Origin of the sequence: Pseudomonas sp. nanlin1 (assembly GCF_045571515.1) — a bacterium.
Lineage (GTDB): Bacteria > Pseudomonadota > Gammaproteobacteria > Pseudomonadales > Pseudomonadaceae > Aquipseudomonas.
This window is the reverse complement of sequence record NZ_CP124218.1, coordinates 5000662-5022583: the sequence shown is the minus strand read 5'-3', so window position 1 is coordinate 5022583 and position 21922 is coordinate 5000662. Positions and strand designations below refer to the sequence as shown.

Sequence of the window (21922 nt, the reverse complement as noted above, 5' to 3'; positions counted from 1 at the left end):
TTTGCCCATATGGCATAAGTCTTGCGCAGCTTCAGTACCGTTAGGCTCGCAGGAGGCACGCCGTGTCGATTCATGTCGCATTGCACCATGTCACGCATTACCGTTATGACCGAGCCGTTGAACTGGGCCCGCAAATCGTTCGCCTGCGTCCTGCGCCCCATAGCCGCACGCGGGTGCTGTCCTATGCGCTGAAAGTCGAGCCGCAGGGCCACTTCATCAACTGGCAGCAAGACCCCCAGGGCAATTACCTGGCGCGGTTGGTGTTCCCGGAAAAAACCCGGGAACTGCGCATCGAAGTCGACCTGGTCGCCGAAATGGCGGTGTTCAACCCGTTCGACTTCTTTCTTGAGCCCTATGCCGAGAAGATTCCCTTCACCTACACCGCCGATGAGGCCCATGAACTGGCGCCCTATCTGGAAAAGCTGCCGCTGACACCAAAGTTCAAAGCCTACCTGGACTCCATCGACCGCACGCCGCTGCCGGCGGTGGACTTCATGGTGGCGCTGAACCAGCGCTTGAGCCAGGACATCCGCTACCTGATCCGCATGGAGCCTGGGGTGCAAACCCCCGAGCACACCCTGGACAGCGCCGCAGGCTCGTGCCGTGACTCGGCCTGGCTGTTGGTGCAACTGTTTCGCAACCTGGGCCTGGCCGCGCGCTTCGTGTCGGGCTACTTGATCCAACTGACGGCCGACGTGAAGGCGCTGGACGGCCCGTCCGGGACCGACGTCGACTTCACTGACCTGCACGCCTGGTGCGAGGTGTACCTGCCGGGTGCGGGCTGGATTGGCCTGGATGCCACCTCTGGGCTGTTTGCCGGCGAAGGCCATATCCCACTGGCCTGTAGCCCGGATCCTTCCTCTGCTGCGCCCATTACCGGCCTGGTGGAACCCTGCGAGTGCGAGTTCAGCCACGAAATGTCGGTGCAGCGCATCTGGGAAGCGCCGCGGGTGACCAAGCCCTATACCGACGAACAATGGCAAGCCATCGAGACCCTCGGCGAGCAGATTGACGCAGACCTGTTGGCCGGCGATGTCCGCTTGACCATGGGCGGCGAGCCAACCTTTGTGTCGATTGACGACCCCGATGGCGCCGAATGGAACACCGCAGCGCTGGGCGAGGCCAAGCGTCGCCTGTCCACCGAGTTGTACCAGCGCATGCGCGCCCACTATGCCCCGCAAGGCCTGGTGCATTTTGGCCAGGGCAAGTGGTACCCGGGTGAGCAACTGCCGCGCTGGTCGCTCAATTGCTACTGGCGGGTAGACGGCCAGCCGATCTGGCGCAACCCGGCGTTGATCGCCGATGAAACCCGTGACCACGGCGCCACTGACGAGCTGGCCGGGCGTTTTCTGAGCCACGTTGCGCAGGCCCTCAAGCTACCGACGCGGTTCGTCTTCCCGGCTTACGAAGACAACTTCTACTACCTCTGGCGCGAGGGTGCATTGCCGGTCAACGTCACTGCTGAAGACTCCCGCCTGGGCGACGAAATGGAGCGCAAACGCCTGCGCAAGGTGTTCTCCCAAGGTTTAGACAAGGTCGTCGGGCACGTACTGCCTCTGGCCCGTACCGCGCTGGGTGACCAATGGCAAAGTGGCCGTTGGTACCTGCGCGATGCCCATTGTCGCCTGGTCCCCGGGGATTCTGCGCTGGGTTACCGTTTGCCGTTGGCGTCGCAGCCGTGGGTGACCGCCGCTGAATACCCCTACGTTCACCCCACTGACCAGAACCAAACCCTAGGTGCTTTGCCTGGGCTCGACCAGCAGCAGGCTGCCACCCAGAATCAACGGGCCGACAGCGACGAGGAGCGAGCACCGAAGGTCGATGAGTCGGCCGATTGGCTGACCCGCACCGCACTCTGTGCCGAGGCCCGGGAAGGGCGTCTGTACGTGTTCATGCCGCCGCTGGAAAAGGTCGAAGACTATCTCGAACTAGTCACGCTGATCGAAGCCTGTGCCGAGCAATTGCAGTGCCCGGTATTGCTGGAAGGCTACGAGCCGCCCCACGATGCGCGGTTGTCCAACTTCCGGGTCACGCCGGACCCTGGCGTTATCGAAGTCAACGTGCAGCCTTCGGCCAGTTGGCGGGAATTGGTGGAGCGTACCGAGTTTCTTTACGAGGAGGCCCGGCAAACGCGCCTGACCACCGAAAAATTCATGATCGACGGCCGCCACACCGGCACCGGTGGCGGCAACCACTTTGTGCTGGGCGGGGCTACCCCGGCGGACTCGCCGTTTCTCCGTCGCCCCGACCTGCTGCGCAGCCTGATCAGCTATTGGCACAATCACCCGTCGTTGTCCTACCTGTTCTCCGGGTTGTTCATTGGCCCAACCTCCCAGGCGCCGCGGGTCGACGAGGCGCGCAACGATTCGCTCTATGAATTGGAGATCGCGTTCTCGCAGATGCCGGAACCAGGCGAAGAATGCGCGCCCTGGCTGGTCGACCGCTTGCTGCGCAACTTGTTGATCGATGTCACCGGCAACACCCACCGTGCCGAGTTCTGCATCGACAAGCTCTACTCGCCGGACGGCGCCACGGGCCGCCTGGGTTTGCTGGAGCTGCGTGCGTTTGAGATGCCGCCCCATGCCCGCATGAGCCTGACCCAGCAATTGCTGCTGCGGGCCCTGGTCGCGCGCTTTTGGAAGCAGCCCTATGCGCCAGCCAAGTTGGCCCGTTGGGGCACCGAGCTGCACGACCGTTTTATGCTGCCGCACTTTATCGAGCAAGACTTCGCCGAAGTGATCGCCGAGCTGACGGCCGCCGGTTACCCGATGCAAGCCGACTGGTTTGCCGCGCACTTGGAGTTCCGCTTTCCCAAGGTGGGCGATTACGCGGTCAATGGCATCGAGTTGAACCTGCGCCAGGCCCTCGAGCCTTGGCACGTACTGGGCGAAGAAGGGACGGCCGGCGGTACGGTACGTTACGTCGACTCGTCCCTGGAGCGTCTGCAGGTCAAATTGTCCGGCTTGCCGCCGTCGCGTTACGTGCTGACGTGCAATGGCCAGCCGGTGCCGCTGCAGCCGACCGGGCGGGTGGGTGAGTTCGTCGCCGGGGTGCGTTTTCGCGCCTGGCAGCCGGCTAACTGCTTGCAGCCCAATATTGCGGTGCATGCGCCGCTGGTGTTCGACCTGGTCGACACCTGGATGCAGCGCTCGTTGGGCGGCTGCCAATACCACGTGGCCCACCCGGGCGGGCGTAACTACGAAACCTTGCCGGTCAATGCCAACGAAGCGGAAAGCCGCCGCTTGGCGCGGTTCTTCCGGGTCGGGCATACGCCAGGGTCGATGACGGTGGCCGCGCTTCAGGTCAACGATGAATTGCCGATGACCTTGGATATGCGCCGTTCCTGAACGCGGTCGTACGGCGCGCACGGCGCAGTTGCTTGCGCCGTGTCGCCTGCGATAATCCGCCTATCCACGTTGCTATCGAGCTTTCCATGCCCGACCTGCTTGACCGCTACCCGCTGACTGCGGGTACCTACCACGAAATGCTCGAAGCCAATGGCGCCGTGCGCCCGCATTGGCGGCGGCTGTTCGAGCAATTGCAGCGCAGCAGCCCGCACCAGCTGGCCCAGCGCCAGGCTTTGCTGGCGCGGCAGATTCAGGAAAACGGCATCACCTATAACGTTTACGCCGACCCCAAGGGCGCTGACCGCCCGTGGGAGCTCGACCTGCTGCCGCATCTGATCGCGGCTGACGAATGGCAGCACCTGGCCGCCGGCATTGCCCAACGGGCCAAGTTGCTCAATGCCGTACTGGCTGACATCTACGGCCCCCAGGAATTAATCGCTAAAGGCTTGTTGCCAGCCGAGCTGGTTTACGGGCATAACCATTTTCTGTGGCCTTGCCAGGGCATCCAGCCACCGGACGGCATATTTCTGCACCTGTACGCGGTTGACTTGGCACGTACCCCCGACGGCCGTTGGTGGGTCACGGCGGACCGGGCCCAGGCGCCCTCCGGTGCGGGTTATGCGCTGGAAAACCGGATGATCGTGTCCCGCGCGTTCCCCGAGCTGTACCGCGATTTGCAAGTGCAGCACCTGGCCAGTTTTTTCCGCACACTGCAAGAAACCATGGCCCGCCTGGCCCCGACCAGCGACGAGCCCCCGTTGGTGGTGATGCTAACGCCCGGGCGCTTTAACGAGAGTTATTTCGAACACTTATACCTGGCGCGGCAGTTGGGCTACCCCTTGGTCGAAGGCGGTGACTTGACGGTGCGCGACGCCACTGTCTACCTCAAGACCCTGAGCGGCTTGCGGCGGGTGCACGCGATCATGCGCCGTCTTGACGACGACTTCTGCGACCCTCTGGAGCTGCGTACCGATTCCGCCCTGGGCGTGCCCGGCCTGTTGCAGGCCGTGCGCCAGGGCCGCGTATTGGTGGCCAACGCCTTGGGCAGCGGCGTATTGGAGTCGCCTGGGCTGCTGGGTTTTCTGCCGAAAATCAGCCAATACCTGTTCGGTGAAGAACTGATTTTGCCTTCGGTGGCAACCTGGTGGTGCGGTGAGCCGCCGGTCATGGCCCAAGCGTTGGAAAAACTCGGCGAGCTGTTAATCAAACCGGCTTTCCCTTCACAAAGCTTCGCCCCGGTGTTCGGCCGCGACCTCGACCCGGCGGCGCTAAAGGCGTTGGCTGAGCGCATGCAGGCGCGGCCCTACGCTTATGTCGCACAGGAGATGGCGCAGCTGTCCCATGCGCCGGTGTGGCAGGCCGAGGGCGCTCAGCTGCAACCTCGGGCAATCGGCATGCGCTTGTTCGCGGTGGCCGGTGCCGACGGCTATCGGCTGCTGCCCGGCGGCTTGACGCGGGTGGCTGCCGAGGCCGACGCCGAAGTGGTGTCGATGCAACGCGGCGGCGCCAGCAAAGACACCTGGGTGTTGGGCGAGGGCACCCCAATGGGGGAGCAATGGCGAGCCCAGCGCTCGATCGGCGTGCACGACCTGGTGCGGGTCGACCCCTACCTGCCGTCGCGGGTGGTGGAAAACCTGTTCTGGTTCGGCCGCTACTGCGAACGTTGCGACGCCAGCGCGCGGCTGTTGCGCATCATCCTCAGCCGCTACATCGACGGTGATGACCCGCTGGCCCTGCGCGCGGCGGTTAAGTTGGCAGAAAACCTCCTGCTGTTGCCCGAAGAAGGCGAGTTGCAAGAGCGCCTGTTGGCCGCTCTGTTGGGTGACGATTGGGCGTTCAGCCTGCGCGCCAATCTGCAACGCTTGCAGTGGGCGGCCTCCCAGGTGCGTGGCAAGTTATCGCGGGAAAACTGGCAGGCCCTGGTGGAGCTGCAACGCGAAGCCTTAAGCCTGGAAACCGAAACGCCGGACTTCGGCGAGCTGCACGATTTCCTCAACCGCTTGGTGATGTCGCTGGCCGCGCTGTCGGGCTTTGCCCTGGACGACATGACCCGTGACGAAGGCTGGCGGTTCTTGATGATCGGCCGCCGTATCGAGCGTTTACAGTTTCTCAGTACCAGCCTGGCCGCATTCCTCAACGGTGCGGCGGTGAACGACCAGGCCGGCCTGGAATGGCTGCTGGAGCTGGGCAACAGTAGCATCACCTACCGTTCCCGTTACTTGGCCGTGCCTCAGTTGATCCCAGTGCTGGACCTGCTCCTGCTGGACGAGCAGAACCCCCATGCGGTGCTGTTCCAACTGAAATTGGTGGCGCGCTCCCTGCGCCGTCTCAACGACGAGTTTGGCGCGCCCCGTGAGCGTGGCCTGGCCGCCATGATCGAGCAATTGGGCCATTTCGACCTGGGCACCCTGGAAAATCCCTTGTTCGGCGCGGGCAGCGTGCGAGCGGTACTGGAGGGGCTGGCCGAGCTGCTGGCGGATATTTCCAGCGCCTGCTCCCACGTCTCCGACCGTCTGGCCTTGCGTCATTTTGCCCATGTCGACGATATCAGCCAGCAGACGGTGTCCGTTTAATGAGTGCGCGCTATCAGATTCTTCACGACACCCAGTACTGCTACGACAGCCCGGTGTCCCTCGCCCAGCAGCTGGCGCATTTATGGCCCCGGGCGTGCCCTTGGCAACGCTGCGAGGAGCGCCAGTTAACGATCACCCCTGAGCCCACGTGCCGCCTGGACGAGCTGGATGTGTTCGGCAACCCGTTGACCCGTCTGGCCTTCGAGCGCCCCCACGACGAACTGCACGTATGCGCACGGCTGAAGGTTGAAGTGTTGCCTCGCCCGCCCGTTGAATTCGCGTTGTCGCCTGCGTGGAACAGCACCCGCGACGCGCTGTGTTACACCGGCCAGCCCATGAGCGAAGAGTTGATCGAAGCCTGTCGGTACCGCTTCGAATCCCCTTACGTGCGCCTGAAAAAGAGCTTCGTGGCCTTTTCCGAGAGTTGTTTCCCGCCCGGTTACCCCCTGTTGCAAGGGGTACAGGCGCTGATGGAGAAAATCTTCAGTGAGTTCACCTTCGATGCTGAGGCTACGCAGGTGGCCACGCCGTTGGTGGAAGTGCTGGAGCGCCGCCGTGGGGTCTGCCAGGACTTCGCCCACCTGATGTTGGCCTGTTTGCGCTCGCGCGGCCTGTCGGCGCGTTACGTCAGCGGCTACCTGTTGACCCAGCCGCCGCCTGGGCAACCCCGGCTGATCGGAGCCGACGCCTCGCATGCCTGGGTGGCGGTGTTCTGCCCGGTGTTCGGTTGGGTCGACTTCGACCCCACCAATAACGTGCAGCCTGCCCTGGAGCACATCACCTTGGCCTGGGGCCGCGACTTTTCCGATGTGTCGCCCCTGCGTGGGGTGATCCTGGGTGGTGGTAATCACGACCCGGAAGTGCAGGTGACCGTGATGCCGCTGGATGAAATTTAGTGCCGGCACCCACGGGTTTTGAAAATCCCGGCGGCCCCGACTCGTTTAGACTGTGCCTTCGAAACGTTAAATACTGCCACGGAGATTCACCATGTTTGTCAAAGCTGTAGCGCTATCCATGCTGGCCCTGGCCAGCGGCCAAGCGTTGGCTGCCCAATGCAGCGTCGATGTCGATTCCACCGATCAAATGACGTTCAATACCAAAGCCATTGAAATCAGCAAGTCGTGCAAGACCTTCACCGTCAACCTGACCCATTCCGGCAGCCTGCCGAAGAACGTTATGGGCCATAACTGGGTGCTCAGTAAAAAATCCGACATGGCCGGGGTGAGCAGCGATGGCATGGCCGCGGGCGTCGATAAAAACTACCTCAAGCCTGACGATGCAAGAATTATTGCCCACACCAAGCTCATCGGCGCTGGGGAAAAAGACTCCGTGACCTTTGACGTCGCCAAACTCACGGCCGGTGAGGCGTATGAGTTTTTCTGCTCGTTCCCCGGCCACAGCTCGCTGATGAAAGGCGAAGTGACCTTGGTCGACTGACCTGCCGGCAGCGGCTCACTTCACTTTGAACACATGACGCAAATACGCGACGAAGTTTTCGTCGCGGCATTGCGTCTTGGCCGCCTCATCAGAGATTTTCGCCACCGGCTGGCCGTTGCAGTCGGTCATCTTCAGCACGATGCTCATGGGCTCCACCCCTGGTACGTCGCAGGTGAGGTTGGTGCCAATGCCAAAGCTCACATTGATCCGCCCGCGTAGCGCGCGGAAGATCGACAGCGACTTGGGCAAACTCAGGCCGTCGGAGAACACCAGGGTTTTGGTCATCGGGTCGATGCCCAGCTTCTGGTAGTGGCCGATGGCTTTTTCGGCCCAGACGATGGGGTCGCCCGAGTCATGCCGCAAGCCGTCGAACAGCTTGGCGAAGTACAAATCGAAATCGCTGATAAAGGCATCCATGGTGATGCAGTCGGTCAGGGCGATCCCCAGCAGGCCACGGTACTCGCGCACCCAGCAATCCAAGGCGGCGATTTGGCTGTCGATCAGGCGTGGGCCTAATTGCTGGTGCGCCATGATCCATTCGTGGGCCATGGTGCCCAAGGGCTTGAGGTCAAATTTTTGCGCCAGGTGTACGTTGCTGGTGCCGACAAAGCGCGCCGGAAAATCCGCCTTCATGACCCTGACGACTTCTTCCTGAACCTTGTAAGAAAGGCGCCTGCGGGTGCCGAAGTCGGCGATCTGCAATTCGCTGAGTTCTTCGCCAGTGGCGTTGGCGGCCAGCCAGTCGAACTTGCGGTAGAGCTGTTCGCGCGCCTGGCTTACCTGGACATCGGGGTAGCGGGCGCGATTGCGCACCTCGCTGACCGTCGCCAGCACCGGCACTTCAAACAGAATCACGTGCAGCCAGGGGCCTTTGAGGCGGATAAACAGCTGGTCGTCCTCAATACCCATGTGCAGGTAGCGCAGGTTGAAGCGGAACAGCCCGAGAAAGCGCAGAAAGTCGGGCTTCATGAAACTGATGCGCTCGAGAAACTGCAACTGCTCGTCGCCCAGGCTCAGCTCGCACAGGCGTTCGATTTCCTTGCGCAATTCGCCCAGATAAGGCCGCAGGTCTTCGGCGTTACGGCAGCGAAACTCCCACTCCACCTCTACGTTGGGGTAATTGTGCAAGACGGCCTGCATCATGCTCAGCTTATAGAGGTCGGTGTCGAGCAGGTTTTGTACGGTGCGGTCGGCGAATACGCTCTCGGTCATAGGGTCTCCGGATCGAGCTGCCTGAATAATTGCCGCCAGTGGCGCACACAAAAGGCCCACTCTGCCAGCTTTTTTTCGTATCCGGGGCCGCTCAAGTGAGGGCCAAGCCCTGGGTATACGGCTGTTAATTGCACAAGTGGTTGTTCGTTGTCTGTTAGGGATGGGGCGCAAGCCGCAAATGGTGCGTGATGTAGCAACGGCGCACTGCGAATGTGCACTTCGGTTACGTATGTTGTTACAGGTGGGTTGCACGGTGGTTCTTTGCTGGGTTGCGAGGTACAGGGGTGGAGGTTGCACTTAAATTCACTAAGGGTGGCACCTTCGTTGGTTTAGACGGTTGCACGCGCGTAACGAATGGTCGCGCGGCCGCTCTGGAACGCCACCGAGGGGGCAGCATGCGGCGGTTAAAACGTGATGGCACGGCGCTTGCTCAGAGCAATGGCTGAAGTTGATGTGCCAACCAAAAAAACTCAGGAGCACCACTCATGTCGCAGACGTTTTACAGGAAAGGTTTTCTGGCCATCGCCGTGGCCAGCGCACTGGGCGTTTCATCGTTTGCCCAGGCTGACGTCAAGATTGGCGTAGCGGGCCCCATGACGGGCGCCAACGCTTCGTTCGGCCAACAGTACATGAAGGGTGCCCAAGCGGCGGCCGACGCGATCAACAAGGCCGGTGGTATCAACGGCGAGAAAATCGTTCTGGTGGCAGGGGACGATGCCTGCGAGCCGAAACAGGCCGTAGCGGTAGCGAACCGCTTGGCGGACCAAGACAAAGTCATCGGCGTTGTCGGTCATTTCTGTTCGTCCTCGACCATTCCTGCATCGGAAGTCTATTCCGAGGCTGGCATCATCGCGATCACCCCAGGCTCCACCAACCCCAACGTCACCGAGCGTGGGCTGCCGGATATGTTTCGTATGTGTGGGCGTGACGACCAGCAGGGGATCGTCGCCGCTGATTACATCGTCGATATGCTCAAAAGCAAAAAAGTCGCGGTTATCCACGACAAAGACACCTACGGCCAAGGCTTGGCCGATGCCACCCAGGCGCAGTTGATCAAGCGCGGCGTCAAGCCGGTGATGTACGAAGGTCTGACCCGTGGCGAGAAAGACTTCAGCGCCCTGGTCACCAAGATCCGCTCCGTGGGCGCCGACGTGGTGTATTTCGGTGGCCTGCACCCAGAGGCCGGCCCGCTGGTTCGCCAGCTGCGCGAGCAGGGCCTCAAGGACGTCAAGTTCATGTCCGATGACGGTATCGTCACCGACGAACTGGTCACTACCGCAGGCGGCGCCCAGTATGTCGACGGCGTGTACATGACCTTCGGCGCCGACCCGCGCCTGCTGCCAGACAGCAAAGCGGTGGTCGACCAATTCCGCAAGTCGGGCTATGAGCCTGAGGGCTACACCCTGTACGCCTATGCTTCGGTGCAGACCCTGGCCGCCGGCTTTAACGGCGCCAAGTCCAACAAGGGCGACGCCGCCAGCAAATGGCTGAAAGCGCACCCGGTGGACACCGTCATGGGCAAGAAGGAGTGGGACAGCAAAGGTGACCTCAAGGTGTCTGACTATGTGATGTACCAGTGGGACAAAACAGGCAAATACAGCCAGTTGGAAAAACAAAAGTAACTTGAGGCCAGGCTGGGCTCATGCCCGGCCGTGTTAGGGCTGCACGTGGTGTGCGCCCTGTTTTCCACTACCGTTGCTTACCGGGCGCAGCCAAGCCAGGCTTGGCCGCGCAGGGGGCAGGGCGGTCTCGAAGAACTGGCGAGTGTGCAAGATGGACGGAATTTTCCTGCAGCAAATGATCAACGGACTGACGCTTGGGTCAGTCTACGGTTTGATCGCAATTGGCTACACCATGGTCTACGGCATCATCGGCATGATCAACTTCGCCCACGGCGACGTGTACATGATCTCCGCCTACCTCGCAGCCATCGGCTTGGCCGTGCTGTCGTTTTTCGGGTTAGAGTCCTTCCCTTTTCTTATTCTCGGTACGCTGGTGTTCACCATTGTGGTCACTGGGGTATACGGCTTTGTCATCGAGCGGGTGGCGTACAAGCCCCTGCGCAATTCCACACGCCTGGCGCCCCTGATCAGCGCTATTGGTATCTCGCTGATCCTGCAAAACTACGCGCAGATCAGCCAGGGCGCTCGTCAGCAAGGGGTGCCGACGCTGCTCGAAGGCGCCTGGCGCCTGAACATTGGTGAGGGGTTCGTGCAGATCACCTACACCAAGGTGTTCATCCTGATCGCCGCGTTCGCGGGCATGGCATTGCTCACCTACATCATCAAGTACACCAAGCTGGGGCGTATGTGCCGGGCTACCCAGCAGGACCGTAAGATGGCCTCTATCCTGGGCATCAACACTGACCGGGTGATCTCCTACGTATTCGTCATCGGTGCGGCCATGGCCGCATTGGCGGGGGTGCTGATCACCATGAACTACGGCACGTTCGATTTCTATGCTGGCTTTGTCATCGGTATCAAAGCGTTCACCGCCGCTGTGCTCGGCGGCATTGGCTCGTTACCGGGGGCGATGCTGGGTGGGTTGATCCTGGGTGTCGCGGAGTCGCAGTTCTCCGGGATGGTCAACTCCGATTATAAAGACGTGTTCAGTTTTGGCCTGCTGGTGCTGATTCTGATTTTCCGTCCTCAAGGCCTGCTGGGGCGCCCACTCGTGGCGAAGGTGTAAGTATGTCTGCAGTGCTGAACAACCCAATCGATATCAAGAAAAGCCTGATCGACGCGGTCATTGCCGGCCTGTTGGCGCTGATCGTGTTCGGCCCCATCGTCGGCATCGTGCTCGACGGCTACAGTTTCAACTTGCAGCCCACGCGGGTGGCCTGGCTGGTTGCGGTGGTGATGCTCGGGCGCTTTTTGCTCAGTTTGTTTCTGCAGACCCCGCGCGGCCAGGTGATCGCCCAAGGGTTCGAGAAGACCAGCTCGGGGGTGCATGTGCTGCCGCCCGGTTACCGGTCGCGGCTGCGCTTTATTATCCCGGCGTTGATCGTTATCGCCATCGTGTTTCCGATTTTTGCCAACAAGTACATCCTGACGGTGGTGATCCTCGGGCTGATCTACGTGTTGCTGGGCCTGGGCCTGAACATCGTGGTAGGGCTGGCGGGCCTGCTCGACCTGGGCTACGTGGCTTTCTATGCCATCGGTGCTTACGGTTTAGCCTTGGGTTACCAGTACCTGGGCCTGGGGTTCTGGTCGGCGCTGCCGCTGGCCGCCATTGCCGCCGCGTTAGCCGGCTGCATCTTGGGCTTTCCGGTGCTACGGATGCACGGTGACTATCTGGCCATCGTGACCCTTGGCTTCGGTGAAATCATCCGCCTGGTGCTCAACAACTGGCTGTCGTTCACTGGCGGGCCGAACGGCGTACCGGTGCCTTCGCCGACGTTTTTCGGCCTGGAGTTTGGCCGACGTGCCCGTGAAGGCGGGATACCGATCCACGAGTATTTCGGCTTCGAATACAACCCTGACTTGAAATTTCTGTTTATCTACACCGTGCTGTTTCTTGTGGTCATGGCGGTGCTGTACGTCAAGCATCGGCTCACCCGCATGCCCATCGGGCGTGCCTGGGAAGCCCTGCGTGAAGACGAGATCGCCTGCCGTGCCATGGGGCTTAACCACGTGCTGGTCAAGCTTTCCGCCTTCACCATCGGCGCCTCGACCGCAGGCCTGGCTGGGGTGTTTTTTGCCAGCTACCAGGGCTTCGTCAACCCTACTTCGTTCACCTTTTTCGAGTCGGCGCTGATCCTCGCTATCGTGGTATTGGGCGGTATGGGCTCGACCATGGGCGTGGTGATCGCCGCGTTCGTGCTGACGGTGGCCCCTGAATTGCTGCGCAGTTTCTCCGAATACCGGGTGCTGTTGTTCGGCGTATTGATGGTGCTGATGATGATCTGGCGGCCCCGCGGGCTGATCCGTATTAGCCGTACCGGCGTGGAACCGCGTAAAGGAGTGGCGCCATGAACGCTGAAGTGATTCTTTCAGTCGAGCATTTGATGATGCATTTCGGCGGTATCAAGGCGCTCAGTGACGTGAGCCTGCAGGTTAAGCGCAACTCCATATTCGCCCTGATCGGGCCCAACGGCGCGGGCAAGACCACGGTGTTCAACTGCCTGACCGGTTTTTACAAGGCCACTGGCGGGCGTATCGAACTGAACGCGCGGGGGCAAAGGACTAACGTTATCCAACTGCTCGGTGAGCCGTTCGCACCCACGGATTTCGTCTCGCCGAAAAGCTTCCTGAGCCGCGTGTACTACAAGATGTTTGGTGGCACCCATTTGGTCAACCGTGCCGGGTTGGCGCGAACCTTCCAGAACATTCGCCTGTTCAAGGAAATGTCCGTGGTGGAAAACCTCTTGGTGGCGCAGCACATGTGGGTCAACCGCAGCATGCTGGCGGGCATCCTCAACACTAAGGGTTACCGCAAAGCCGAGGAGGACGCGCTGAACACGGTGTTCTATTGGTTGGAAGTGGTTGACCTGGTGGACTGCGCCAACCGCCTCGCCGGTGAGCTTTCCTACGGCCAACAGCGCCGTTTGGAAATCGCCCGCGCGATGTGCACGCGCCCGCAACTGATCTGCCTGGATGAACCGGCGGCAGGCCTCAACCCCCAGGAGACCGAGGCGTTGAGCGGGATGATCCGCCTGTTGCGCGATGAACACGATATGACCGTAGTGCTGATCGAACACGACATGGGCATGGTGATGAGCATTTCCGATGAAATCGTGGTGCTCGACCACGGCAACGTCATAGCTGCCGGTAAGCCCGAGCAGATTCGCAACGACCCCAAGGTAATTGCCGCCTACCTGGGCGCCGACGAGGAGGAACTGGTATGAGTACGCCGATCCTCGAACTGAAGGGCCTTAACGTGCACTACGGGCCGATCCAGGCCCTGAAACAGGTGTCGTTGCACATTGACGAGGGCGAGACGGTCAGCCTGATCGGCTCGAACGGTGCGGGCAAGTCGACCTTGTTGATGTCGATTTTTGGCCAGCCGCGGGCGACTTCGGGGCAGATCATCTATCAAGGCACTGACATCACCCGCAAGTCCTCTCACTACATTGCCTCCAATGGCATCGCCCAGTCCCCGGAGGGGCGGCGCGTGTTCCCGGACATGTCGGTGGAAGAGAACCTGATGATGGGCACCATCCCCATTGGCGACAAACATTCGGCCGAGGACATGCAACGCATGTTCGAGCTGTTTCCGCGCTTGAAAGAGCGGCGTAACCAGCGGGCCATGACCATGTCGGGGGGCGAGCAGCAAATGCTCGCCATCGCCCGCGCGCTGATGAGCCGGCCCAAGCTGTTGCTGCTCGACGAGCCGTCGCTGGGGTTGGCGCCGATCGTGGTGAAGCAGATTTTCGCGACCTTGCGTGAACTGGCCAAGGGGGGGATGACCATCTTCCTGGTGGAGCAGAACGCCAACCATGCGCTGAAGTTGTCGGACCGTGCCTACGTTATGGTGAACGGCGAGATCCGCCTGACCGGGACCGGGCAGGAGTTGCTCAGTAACGATGAGGTGCGTAATGCCTATCTAGGCGGGCATTGAAGAGCTCGGGGGCAAGGCCCCCTCCTACGGTCATCGTACGCTTGCGTAGGAGGGGGCCGGGCGGCGCTCCGCTTGCCCCCGATCTTTTGATCTTCGGCCGGCACCACGGGGCTGCTGAAGAGCTCGGGGGCAAGGCCCCCTCCTACGGGCACTGATCTTTTGATCTACCCGCAATTCATTGCCCGCAGATAAAACTGCCACTCGTGCTCCAGGGCATGGGCCAGGTTGGCGGCGTTGCGAAAGCCGTGGCGTTCTTCGGGGTAAAAGTGGGCTTCGGCTACCACGCCATTGGCCTCTAAGGCCGCCAGCATGTCGCGGGTTTGCTGGGGCACGACTACTGCGTCCAGTTCACCCTGGAAGAAGATTACCGGCGCTGTGATCTGGTCCGCATGTAACAGCGGGGTGCGGGCTTCGTAGCGGGCGCGGTCGGTCTGGGGGTCGCCGATCAGCCAGTCCAGGTAATCCCCCTCGAACTTGTGCGTGGCGCGGGCCAAGGCCAGTGGATCACTGACGCCATACAGGCTGGCGCCCGCGCGGAACACCTGGCGAAACGCCAGGCTACACAAGGTGGTATAGCCTCCAGCGCTGCCGCCGCGGATAAAAGCCCGTTGCGGGTCGATCAATTGGCGTTCAGCCAGGTGCGCCACCACGGCGCAGGCATCTTCGACATCGACCTCACCCCAGCGCAAATGCAGCGCCTGGCGGTAAGCGCGGCCGTAGCTGCTGCTGCCGCGGTAGTTCAGGTCGGCCACGGCAAAGCCGCGTTGGGTCCAGTATTGGATGCGCGGGTCGAGCACCGGGTAACACGCCGAGGTCGGCCCACCGTGGATAAACACCAGCAAGGGCGGGCGCGCTTCGGCGCTCATCGCCGGGTAGAAAAACCCATAGGCCTGGCCATCGCCACTGGGGTAGCTCAGCGGCTGCGGCTGGCTGATCAGGTGCAGCGGCAGCGGGCATTCACCGCCGGTCAGGATCGTTGCTTGCGCGCTCTGGCGGTCAATCGCGACCACCGCAGCGGGGCAAGTGGGCGATGCAGCGATAGCGTAGATATGGCGCTCGTCCACGGCCACACTGCGGAAGCGGCAAAAGCCTGCGCTGTAATCGGTCGTGTCACCCGTTGGGTCGACGAGGCCCAATCGGGTGAAGCCGTCCACCAGCCAACTGGCCAGGTAATGCCCATTTGCCAAAGGGCGCCAGGTGCTGGCACCCAGTTGCCACGGCGCGCCGGCATGGTCTGCTAGCGCGGCGGGCAGTGCCGCCCAGCCCTGAGCCTGCTCACCCCAGGGTTGCCAATAGCCCGCGCGGTCGGACAGGCAGTAGAGATTGCCCTGCCCATCAAAGCAGGGCTGTTGCAGTGACTCGACGTGCTCGGCCCCCGCGACGCAGCGTGCTGGGCCCCAGCCGTCCCCCGTGCGCGTGGCGCAGAGCAAGCGGGTGGCGGTCCAGGGCTGGTGCGGGCGGTCCCATTCGATCCAGGCCAGGCGTTGGCCGTCCGGGCTCAGCCGTGGGGCGGCGTAGAAGTCGCAGCCTTCGGCCAATACCTGGCGAGCCCCTGTGGCCACGGCGATCGCCACCAGCCGGTGTTCGACGGTGCTCTCGCCTTGGCTTTCTTCGACCGCGAGCACGCTGCCCGCCGCCCATTGCAGGTCACCGTAACGGCGCGTGCCGTGGGTCAGTGGGGTGGGCGCGGCGCTTTGCAGGTCTTGCCAATAGAGCTGCTGGTCGGCTTCGTTGACGAACACCAGGGCGTCGTCCCCAAGGCAAAACGAGCCGCCGCCGTACTCATATACGCGGCTGCGTACGCTGAAGCCGTCTGGCGTGAGGCAGTGCGCTTGCCCGCCTTGCCAATGCCAAACACGGCAAGCAGCATCGGCTGGGCGGAATTCGTTCCAGAATACGCCAGCGGCATTGACCTGCAGCTCGGCGAAGTCGGTGCCCGCCGCGACAGCTTGGGCGGCTGAAAACCGTTCAGCCTCTGGCGATGATTTTTGAGTTTCGTTCATTGCGAAAGGCCAGTTGCTGGATGGTCTGGGTAGCGTGCTCAGCTTCTTCGCGCGCCTTGAGGATGATCCCGTGGTCGGCCGACTTGCTGCACACCGGGTCGGCATTGGCGGCGTCGCCCGTGAGCATAAAGGCTTGGCAGCGGCAGCCGCCGAAGTCTTTCTCTTTTTCGTCGCAAGAGCGGCACGGCTCGGGCATCCAATCGTAACCACGAAAGCGGTTGAAGCCGAACGAGTCGTACCAAATATGTTGCATGCTGTGCTCGCGCACATTGGGGAACTGGATAGGCATCTGCCGCGCGCCGTGGCACGGCAGCGCGGTGCCGTCTGGGGTGACGGTGAGGAAAATACTGCCCCAGCCGTTCATGCAGGCCTTGGGGCGCTCTTCATAGTAGTCCGGGGTGACGAAAATCAGCTTGCAGGGGTTGCCGGCGGCCGCCAGTTTTTCCCGGTACTCGTTGGTGATGCGTTCAGCGCGGGTGAGTTGGGCCTGGGTCGGCAATAAGCCAACTCGGTTCAGCTCGGCCCAGCCATAGAACTGGCAGGTGGCTAGCTCGACGAAGTCGGCTTCCAGGGCCACGCACAACTCGATGATGCGCTCGATCTGGTCGATATTGTGCCGATGGGTGACAAAGTTCAGCACCATCGGGTAGCCATGGGCTTTGACCGCGCGGGCCATCTCCAGCTTCTGCTGGAAGGCCTTTTTCGAGCCAGCCAAGAGGTTGTTGACCTGCTCGTCACTGGCTTGAAAGCTGATCTGAATATGGTCCAGGCCGGCCGTTTTGAAGTCGGCGATTTTCTGCTCGGTCAAGCCGATGCCCGAGGTGATCAGATTGGTATAGAACCCCAGGCGGCGTGCTTCGTGGATCAGCTCGGCGAGGTCTTGGCGCACCAACGGTTCGCCGCCGGAAAAGCCAATCTGCGCTGCACCCATTTCCCGCGCCTCGCGGAACACCTTGAACCACTGTTCGGTGCTCAGCTCCTGGCCCTGGGCGGCGAAATCCAGCGGGTTGGAGCAATATGGGCATTGCAGCGGGCAGCGGTAGGTCAGCTCGGCCAATAGCCAGAGCGGTAGCCCTACCTCCGGGCGCGGCGGCAATGCCACCTCAGCGCAGTTCGATCCAGTGCTGAGCACGGGCGACCTCCATGAATTGCTCGACGTCTTCGCTCAGGTCGGGCGCTTCGGCGTATTCGGCTTGCAGTGCTTTGATGATCGCGGCGACGCTGCGCTGGCCGTCGATCAGCCCGCCAATAGCGCTGGCGCTGTCGTTAAGCTTGATCATGCCCTCAGGGTAGAGCAGCACGTGGCCCTTTTGCGCGGGCTCGTATTGAAAGCGGTAGCCCTGGCGCCAGTGGGGTGTGCTTTGCAGGTCGAGACTCATAGGGCGATCCCCTTGTGCCAGGCACGTTGGTCGGTAACGCTGTGGTAGGGCGGGCGGCCCAGTTCGTAGGCCATGCTCATGGCGTCGAGCATGCTCCAAAGGATATCGAGTTTGAACTGGAGGATCTCCAGCATGCGCTCTTGGCCTTCGCGCGTGGTGTAGTGCTGCAGGGTGATCGCCAAACCGTGTTCCACGTCGCGGCGGGCCTGGCCCAGGCGGGTGCGGAAGTACTCGTAGCCGGCCGGGTCGATCCAGGGGTAGTGCTGGGGCCAGCTGTCCAGGCGCGATTGATGGATCTGCGGGGCGAACAGTTCAGTCAAGGAGCTGCTCGCCGCTTCCTGCCAACTGGCGCGACGGGCGAAATTCACGTAGGCGTCCACCGCAAAGCGCACGCCGGGCAAGACCAGTTCCTGAGAGCGTAGCTGCTCAGGGTCGAGGCCGACCGCCTGGCCCAGACGGAGCCAGGCTTCAATGCCGCCGTCCTCGCCGGGGGCGCCGTCATGGTCGAGCAGCCGTTGTATCCATTCGCGGCGTATCTCCCGGTCTGGACAGTTCGCCAGGATGGCGGCGTCTTTCAGCGGGATGTTGACCTGGTAATAAAACCGATTCGCCACCCAGCCCTGGATCTGCTCGCGACTGGCGCGGCCTTCGTACATGGCCACGTGGTAAGGGTGGTAGATGTGGTAGTAGGCACCCTTGGCGCGCAGGGCCTGCTCGAATTCAGCGACGGACAGTGGGGAGGTGGCGCTCATCAGGGGCTCCTACAGCTCGATGCTCATACCGTCGAAGGCGACTTCCACCTGGCGGCGTTGCAATTCAGCGCGCTCGGGGGAGTCTTCGTCCAGTATCGGGTTGGTGTTGTTGATGTGGATCAGCACTTTGCGCTGCTTGGGCAGGCGCTCCAGCACTTCCAGCATGCCGCCGGGGCCATTCTGCGCCAGATGGCCCATTTCGCGGCCGGTGCGGGTGCCTACGCCACGGCGCTGCATCTCGTCGTCTTCCCACAGGGTGCCGTCCACCAGTAGGCAATCGGCCGCGGCCATTCGTGCCATCAGGGCTTCATCCACCTGGCCCAGGCCCGGGGCATAAAACAATTTGCCGCCGGTGTTCAGGTCTTCGACGAACAGGCCCAGGTTGTCGCCGGGGTGTGGGTCGAAACGGTGCGGTGAGTAGGGCGGCGCGGCGCTGCGCAACGGAAACGGCGTGAAGCGCAGGTTGGGGCAGGCCGGCACGGTAAAGCTGCCCTGCAGCTCGATACGGTTCCAGGTCAGGCCGCCATTCCAATGGCTGAGCATGTTGAACAGCGGGAAGCCCGTGGTGAGGTCTTGATGGACCATCTCAGTGCACCATACCGGGTGTGGGCAACCTTCGCGCAGGCTGAGCAGGCCGGTGGTGTGGTCGATTTGGCTGTCGAGCAGAATGATCGCGCCGATGCCGGTGTCGCGCAGGGCCCGGCCCGGTTGCATCGGGGCGAAGCTTTGCAGTTGGGCGCGGATGTCCGGCGATGCATTGCATAGCACCCAATTGACCCCGTCGTCGGACAGCGCGATGGAGGACTGAGTGCGGGCCTGGGCGCGCAGGCTGCCATCACGCAAACCTCGGCAATTGGCGCAGTTGCAGTTCCACTGCGGAAAACCGCCACCGGCGGCGGAACCTAAAATCTGGACAAACATGGCAACCCCGGGTGTCGCGTTAGAAAAAAGCCAAAGGCTGAAAATAAAAACGCCCCGGCGTTGACCGAGGCGCTGTGTAGCCCGAACAGATCAACGGCTCGCGAAGTACATGGTGACTTCGAAGCCAATGCGCAGGTCGGTATAAGCGGGTTTAGTCCAAGTCTTCATCGTTAAACTCCTTCCGAGGTTCGGGGTTGTGGGTTCGTCTACTTTTAGTCCATCCCCCGCGGGAGATGTTCAGAAGTTAGCAGGCTATCCTACTAAAAAAACCTGTACCAAATAGTTAATTCTCCGATAAAGGCCATTGCAGGGGGTGTAACGATCAGCCCAGCGAATGCCATTGGGGCCCAGCGGGCGGGCCATTGGCGAGGCAGCGCCAGCCACCGTCTGCCCTTTGCAAAGCGCTTACGGCGGCCCTTAATTCAGCCTGTCGCGTATTTGCGACAGCTTGTTTCAAAGCCTCCAAATTGGCCGGGTGATGGCCTGCCAGGCGCGCTTGCCAGAGCCACTCGCCAGCGTCTGCCAGTTCCATGGCATCCAGGCTCAGGCGCGCGGCTAGGGTTTGCGCCTGGGCGTGAACGGCGGCCGCATCGGCTTGCTCCACCCAGCTGCCCAGACGAGCGATGAAGGCTTCGATATGCCCCAGGATTTGCCCCAGGCTGGCATGGGGCGACTGCACCCCGAACAGTAGGCCGCAGCGCCCGGCGATTTGCCGCACGCCACTGAACACCGCATAGCCCAGTTGCCGCTCGACCCGCAGTTGCTGGTAGAACGGGCCCTGCAGCCATTGAGCCAGCAAGCGCCAGGCGGCTTCGTCGGCCATGCTGGGGCTGGGCGCTGGGCAAAACAACAGTAAGGCGTGCTCGTTGCCTGGGCATTCGACCTGCTGCCATACCTTGCCCTGCCACGGGCGCGGCGCCTGCAAGCAATCATAGGGGCGCCCGGGGGCCTGGGCCAGCACAGCGTTCAAAGGGCCCTGCAGCGGCTGCTCGACGCCTAACGCCAGGCCGTGCCATTGGGCCGCAGACCAGCCGCCAGTTGTTGCGCCGACTTGAACGGCCTCCTGGCAATGGCCGGGCAAACGGTCGAGGAGTTGGCGAATCGCCATTTGCGCTGGCGCCGGGGCGACCGGCCCGGCTCGCCATGGCAGTGCCGCCAGGCGTGCCAAGGCCTGTTCCAGCACGGCAGGCAGCGGCGCGGGCAGGCCTTGCAGGCGCAGCAGCCAGTCATGCTGTACGTGGCTGAAACTGACATCGACACCCGCCTGCTGCGCGTGCTCTTGCAGGGTTTGCAGCTCGGCCTGGGCGCTTTCGAACAGGCCGCTGGGGGTATCGGGCGCAAGCCGCCAGCGGATCTGCAACCAGGCTTCGTGGCTGCCCGCCAGGGGCACATAGTGCATGGCACTGGGCGGCGCGTCCCTGGCGGCCCCACGGGCGGGGCGCTGCAGAAATGGGTTGGGCGGCGGCAAATGCCAGTTTGCCTGCGGGGTTCGCGTGGGTAGTTCGGGCAATCGATGCAGGACGTTCGCACGGGTCAGGCGTTGCAGCATCGCCTGAAACGCTGCTGGCCCTGCGCCGCGCTCGCGGTTTGTGGCGCCGTGGCGAGCCAGCGTCAGTGCGCTGGCTCGGGCCAGGCGGCGCTGCTCAAGTTGTAGGTACTCTTGGTGCAGCTTGCTGGGGTCGACTGCCTGGGCAAAAAAAGCCAGCCACTCCAGGCACAGCGCCGCGATGTGCCCACGCTGCTCGCTACCGGCAGGGGTCAAGTTCAGTTGCAGGTCGAGCAGGGCTTGATCGGCGAAGTGGTAGGGCACTTCCAACTTTAGCGATTGGGCCCAACCCTGCTGCCGCAGTGCGGCCAGGAGCCCGCCCACCTGGCTTGACTGTAGGTGCGCGGCAAGCATCCCCAGCGCATCGTCCGCTCCGGCGGGCAAACCCTCGCAGGCGAATGCCAGGCTCAGGCCTGACGGCGATGCAGCGCCAGGGCCTTCAGTTGGCGGGCCCAGCAGCGCGGGGGGCGGATGCTGTGCAGTGAAGGTGCCCTCAGGTAACTGGGCGCCGGCTTGGCAGGCATAGTGCTCAAGGGTTGCCAGGGGCTGAGGCGCGGCTATGCAGAGGGTCATCTGGCCGGCTTGATAAAACGCCCGATAGAACTCGGCCAAGTCTCGTTGAAACCCAGGGTCAGCGACCCGCAGGGTATAGCGGTTACCGGCGTGAAAGCGCCGCAGGGGGTGTCGAGCATTCAGTGGGGCCAATAGCCAGTGCTGCTGATGGGCCTCGGCGGAGTTCTGCCAGGCAATGAACTCGGCATGCAGCACGTCGCGTTCGCGGCGTTGGTCGGGCAGGGCCAGGCGCGCGTGAGCGAGCATGTCACACAGGCGTTCCAGGCTTGCTTGCAGGGCAGATGCAGGCACTTCGAAAAAGAAATCGGTGTTGCGTTCGCGGGTGCTGGCGTTGATCTGGCCGCCTTGTTGTTGCACGAAGGCCATGAGTGCTTGATCGCCACTGAAGCGCTCAGTGCCCAAGAACAACAAGTGCTCGAGAAAGTGCGCCAACCCTGGCCAGGCCGTTGGGGCATCGTGGCTGCCCACCGCCACCCGCAGGAACGCGGCGGCGCGCTTGAGCCCAGGTGCATGGTGCAGCCGCACCTCAAGCCCGTTGGCAAGTGTCAGCGAGTGCATGCAGGCCCCTGGCAAACTGTGGAGCGGCAATTCTAGCGTGGTCCAGTGGGTGGGGTTGGAAA

The 21922-nt window shown here is 62.3% G+C and carries 17 protein-coding genes; 9 read left to right on the top strand and 8 right to left on the bottom strand.

Annotated elements, in window-relative coordinates; genetic code table 11:
• Positions 1 to 62 precede the first annotated feature (62 nt).
• The 4 genes from QCL65_RS23285 to azu all read left to right on the top strand — a co-directional run bounded on the left by QCL65_RS23285 (position 63) and on the right by azu (position 7357).
• Entirely contained in the window at positions 63 to 3347 is a 3285-nt protein-coding gene (locus QCL65_RS23285; protein ID WP_407313050.1) for a DUF2126 domain-containing protein, read from the top strand.
• Positions 3348 to 3433: 86 nt separating this feature from the next.
• Entirely contained in the window at positions 3434 to 5920 is a 2487-nt protein-coding gene (locus tag QCL65_RS23280; RefSeq protein ID WP_407313048.1) for a circularly permuted type 2 ATP-grasp protein, read from the top strand.
• On the top strand, positions 5920 to 6816 hold the full coding sequence (locus QCL65_RS23275) for a transglutaminase N-terminal domain-containing protein (RefSeq protein WP_407313046.1): 897 nt from the start codon (positions 5920 to 5922) through the stop codon (positions 6814 to 6816). The genes QCL65_RS23280 and QCL65_RS23275 overlap by 1 nt, the downstream gene beginning before the upstream one ends.
• Positions 6817 to 6907: 91 nt before the next feature.
• A complete protein-coding gene (gene azu / locus QCL65_RS23270; protein ID WP_407313044.1) occupies positions 6908 to 7357 on the top strand; it encodes an azurin in 450 nt (149 codons plus the stop codon).
• 15 nt (positions 7358 to 7372) lie between these two features.
• Here the strand turns inward: azu and pncB are convergent, their stop codons facing one another.
• Positions 7373 to 8569 carry a nicotinate phosphoribosyltransferase gene (gene pncB, locus QCL65_RS23265; RefSeq protein ID WP_407313042.1) on the bottom strand — a complete coding sequence of 399 codons (1197 nt, stop codon included), beginning with the start codon at positions 8567 to 8569 and terminating at the stop codon, positions 7373 to 7375.
• A 485-nt stretch (positions 8570 to 9054) separates the two neighbouring features.
• On the opposite strand from pncB, the gene QCL65_RS23260 reads away from it, so the two are divergent.
• From QCL65_RS23260 to QCL65_RS23240, 5 genes are all read left to right on the top strand, one after another.
• Complete coding sequence (locus QCL65_RS23260) at positions 9055 to 10191, top strand: branched-chain amino acid ABC transporter substrate-binding protein (RefSeq protein ID WP_407313040.1); 1137 nt, start codon at positions 9055 to 9057, stop codon at positions 10189 to 10191.
• A gap of 151 nt (positions 10192 to 10342) precedes the next feature.
• A complete protein-coding gene (locus QCL65_RS23255) occupies positions 10343 to 11257 on the top strand; it encodes an ABC transporter permease subunit (RefSeq protein ID WP_407313038.1) in 915 nt (304 codons plus the stop codon).
• A 2-nt stretch (positions 11258 to 11259) separates the two neighbouring features.
• A complete protein-coding gene (livM, locus tag QCL65_RS23250) occupies positions 11260 to 12543 on the top strand; it encodes a high-affinity branched-chain amino acid ABC transporter permease LivM (protein ID WP_407313036.1) in 1284 nt (427 codons plus the stop codon).
• A complete protein-coding gene (locus QCL65_RS23245; protein WP_407313034.1) occupies positions 12540 to 13415 on the top strand; it encodes an ABC transporter ATP-binding protein in 876 nt (291 codons plus the stop codon). The genes livM and QCL65_RS23245 overlap by 4 nt, the downstream gene beginning before the upstream one ends.
• Positions 13412 to 14128 (top strand): ABC transporter ATP-binding protein, encoded by a 717-nt coding sequence (locus tag QCL65_RS23240; protein ID WP_407313032.1) that lies wholly within the window; start codon positions 13412 to 13414, stop codon positions 14126 to 14128. Before QCL65_RS23245 ends, QCL65_RS23240 begins: the two co-directional genes overlap by 4 nt.
• Positions 14129 to 14292: 164 nt before the next feature.
• Here the strand turns inward: QCL65_RS23240 and QCL65_RS23235 are convergent, their stop codons facing one another.
• From QCL65_RS23235 to pqqF, 7 genes are all read right to left on the bottom strand, one after another.
• Positions 14293 to 16131, bottom strand: coding sequence for a S9 family peptidase (locus QCL65_RS23235; protein WP_407313030.1), 1839 nt, complete (start codon positions 16129 to 16131; stop codon positions 14293 to 14295).
• Complete coding sequence (pqqE, locus tag QCL65_RS23230; RefSeq protein WP_407313028.1) at positions 16097 to 17263, bottom strand: pyrroloquinoline quinone biosynthesis protein PqqE; 1167 nt, start codon at positions 17261 to 17263, stop codon at positions 16097 to 16099. The genes QCL65_RS23235 and pqqE overlap by 35 nt, the downstream gene beginning before the upstream one ends.
• The gene (gene pqqD, locus QCL65_RS23225) at positions 17235 to 17510 is read right to left on the bottom strand and encodes a pyrroloquinoline quinone biosynthesis peptide chaperone PqqD (RefSeq protein WP_407313026.1); all 276 of its coding nucleotides are present in this window, start codon (positions 17508 to 17510) and stop codon (positions 17235 to 17237) included. Before pqqD ends, pqqE begins: the two co-directional genes overlap by 29 nt.
• The gene (gene pqqC, locus QCL65_RS23220; RefSeq protein WP_407313024.1) at positions 17507 to 18262 is read right to left on the bottom strand and encodes a pyrroloquinoline-quinone synthase PqqC; all 756 of its coding nucleotides are present in this window, start codon (positions 18260 to 18262) and stop codon (positions 17507 to 17509) included. The genes pqqD and pqqC overlap by 4 nt, the downstream gene beginning before the upstream one ends.
• A 9-nt stretch (positions 18263 to 18271) precedes the next feature.
• The gene (pqqB, locus tag QCL65_RS23215; protein ID WP_407313022.1) at positions 18272 to 19183 is read right to left on the bottom strand and encodes a pyrroloquinoline quinone biosynthesis protein PqqB; all 912 of its coding nucleotides are present in this window, start codon (positions 19181 to 19183) and stop codon (positions 18272 to 18274) included.
• Positions 19184 to 19273: 90 nt separating this feature from the next.
• Complete coding sequence (gene pqqA, locus QCL65_RS23210; protein ID WP_407316993.1) at positions 19274 to 19351, bottom strand: pyrroloquinoline quinone precursor peptide PqqA; 78 nt, start codon at positions 19349 to 19351, stop codon at positions 19274 to 19276.
• Positions 19352 to 19505: 154 nt separating this feature from the next.
• Positions 19506 to 21860 (bottom strand): pyrroloquinoline quinone biosynthesis protein PqqF, encoded by a 2355-nt coding sequence (pqqF, locus tag QCL65_RS23205; RefSeq protein ID WP_407313020.1) that lies wholly within the window; start codon positions 21858 to 21860, stop codon positions 19506 to 19508.
• Between the last annotated feature and the right edge of the window lie 62 nt (positions 21861 to 21922).

Coding starts and splice junctions, on each gene's coding strand:
- QCL65_RS23280 (WP_407313048.1), top strand. CDS start 3,434: ATGCCCGACCTGCTTGACCGCTACCCGCTGACTGCGGGTACCTACCAC.
- QCL65_RS23275 (WP_407313046.1), top strand. CDS start 5,920: ATGAGTGCGCGCTATCAGATTCTTCACGACACCCAGTACTGCTACGAC.
- azu (WP_407313044.1), top strand. CDS start 6,908: ATGTTTGTCAAAGCTGTAGCGCTATCCATGCTGGCCCTGGCCAGCGGC.
- pncB (WP_407313042.1), bottom strand. CDS start 8,569: ATGACCGAGAGCGTATTCGCCGACCGCACCGTACAAAACCTGCTCGAC.
- QCL65_RS23260 (WP_407313040.1), top strand. CDS start 9,055: ATGTCGCAGACGTTTTACAGGAAAGGTTTTCTGGCCATCGCCGTGGCC.
- QCL65_RS23255 (WP_407313038.1), top strand. CDS start 10,343: ATGGACGGAATTTTCCTGCAGCAAATGATCAACGGACTGACGCTTGGG.
- livM (WP_407313036.1), top strand. CDS start 11,260: ATGTCTGCAGTGCTGAACAACCCAATCGATATCAAGAAAAGCCTGATC.
- QCL65_RS23245 (WP_407313034.1), top strand. CDS start 12,540: ATGAACGCTGAAGTGATTCTTTCAGTCGAGCATTTGATGATGCATTTC.
- QCL65_RS23240 (WP_407313032.1), top strand. CDS start 13,412: ATGAGTACGCCGATCCTCGAACTGAAGGGCCTTAACGTGCACTACGGG.
- QCL65_RS23235 (WP_407313030.1), bottom strand. CDS start 16,131: ATGAACGAAACTCAAAAATCATCGCCAGAGGCTGAACGGTTTTCAGCC.
- pqqD (WP_407313026.1), bottom strand. CDS start 17,510: ATGAGTCTCGACCTGCAAAGCACACCCCACTGGCGCCAGGGCTACCGC.
- pqqC (WP_407313024.1), bottom strand. CDS start 18,262: ATGAGCGCCACCTCCCCACTGTCCGTCGCTGAATTCGAGCAGGCCCTG.
- pqqB (WP_407313022.1), bottom strand. CDS start 19,183: ATGTTTGTCCAGATTTTAGGTTCCGCCGCCGGTGGCGGTTTTCCGCAG.
- pqqA (WP_407316993.1), bottom strand. CDS start 19,351: ATGAAGACTTGGACTAAACCCGCTTATACCGACCTGCGCATTGGCTTC.
- pqqF (WP_407313020.1), bottom strand. CDS start 21,860: ATGCACTCGCTGACACTTGCCAACGGGCTTGAGGTGCGGCTGCACCAT.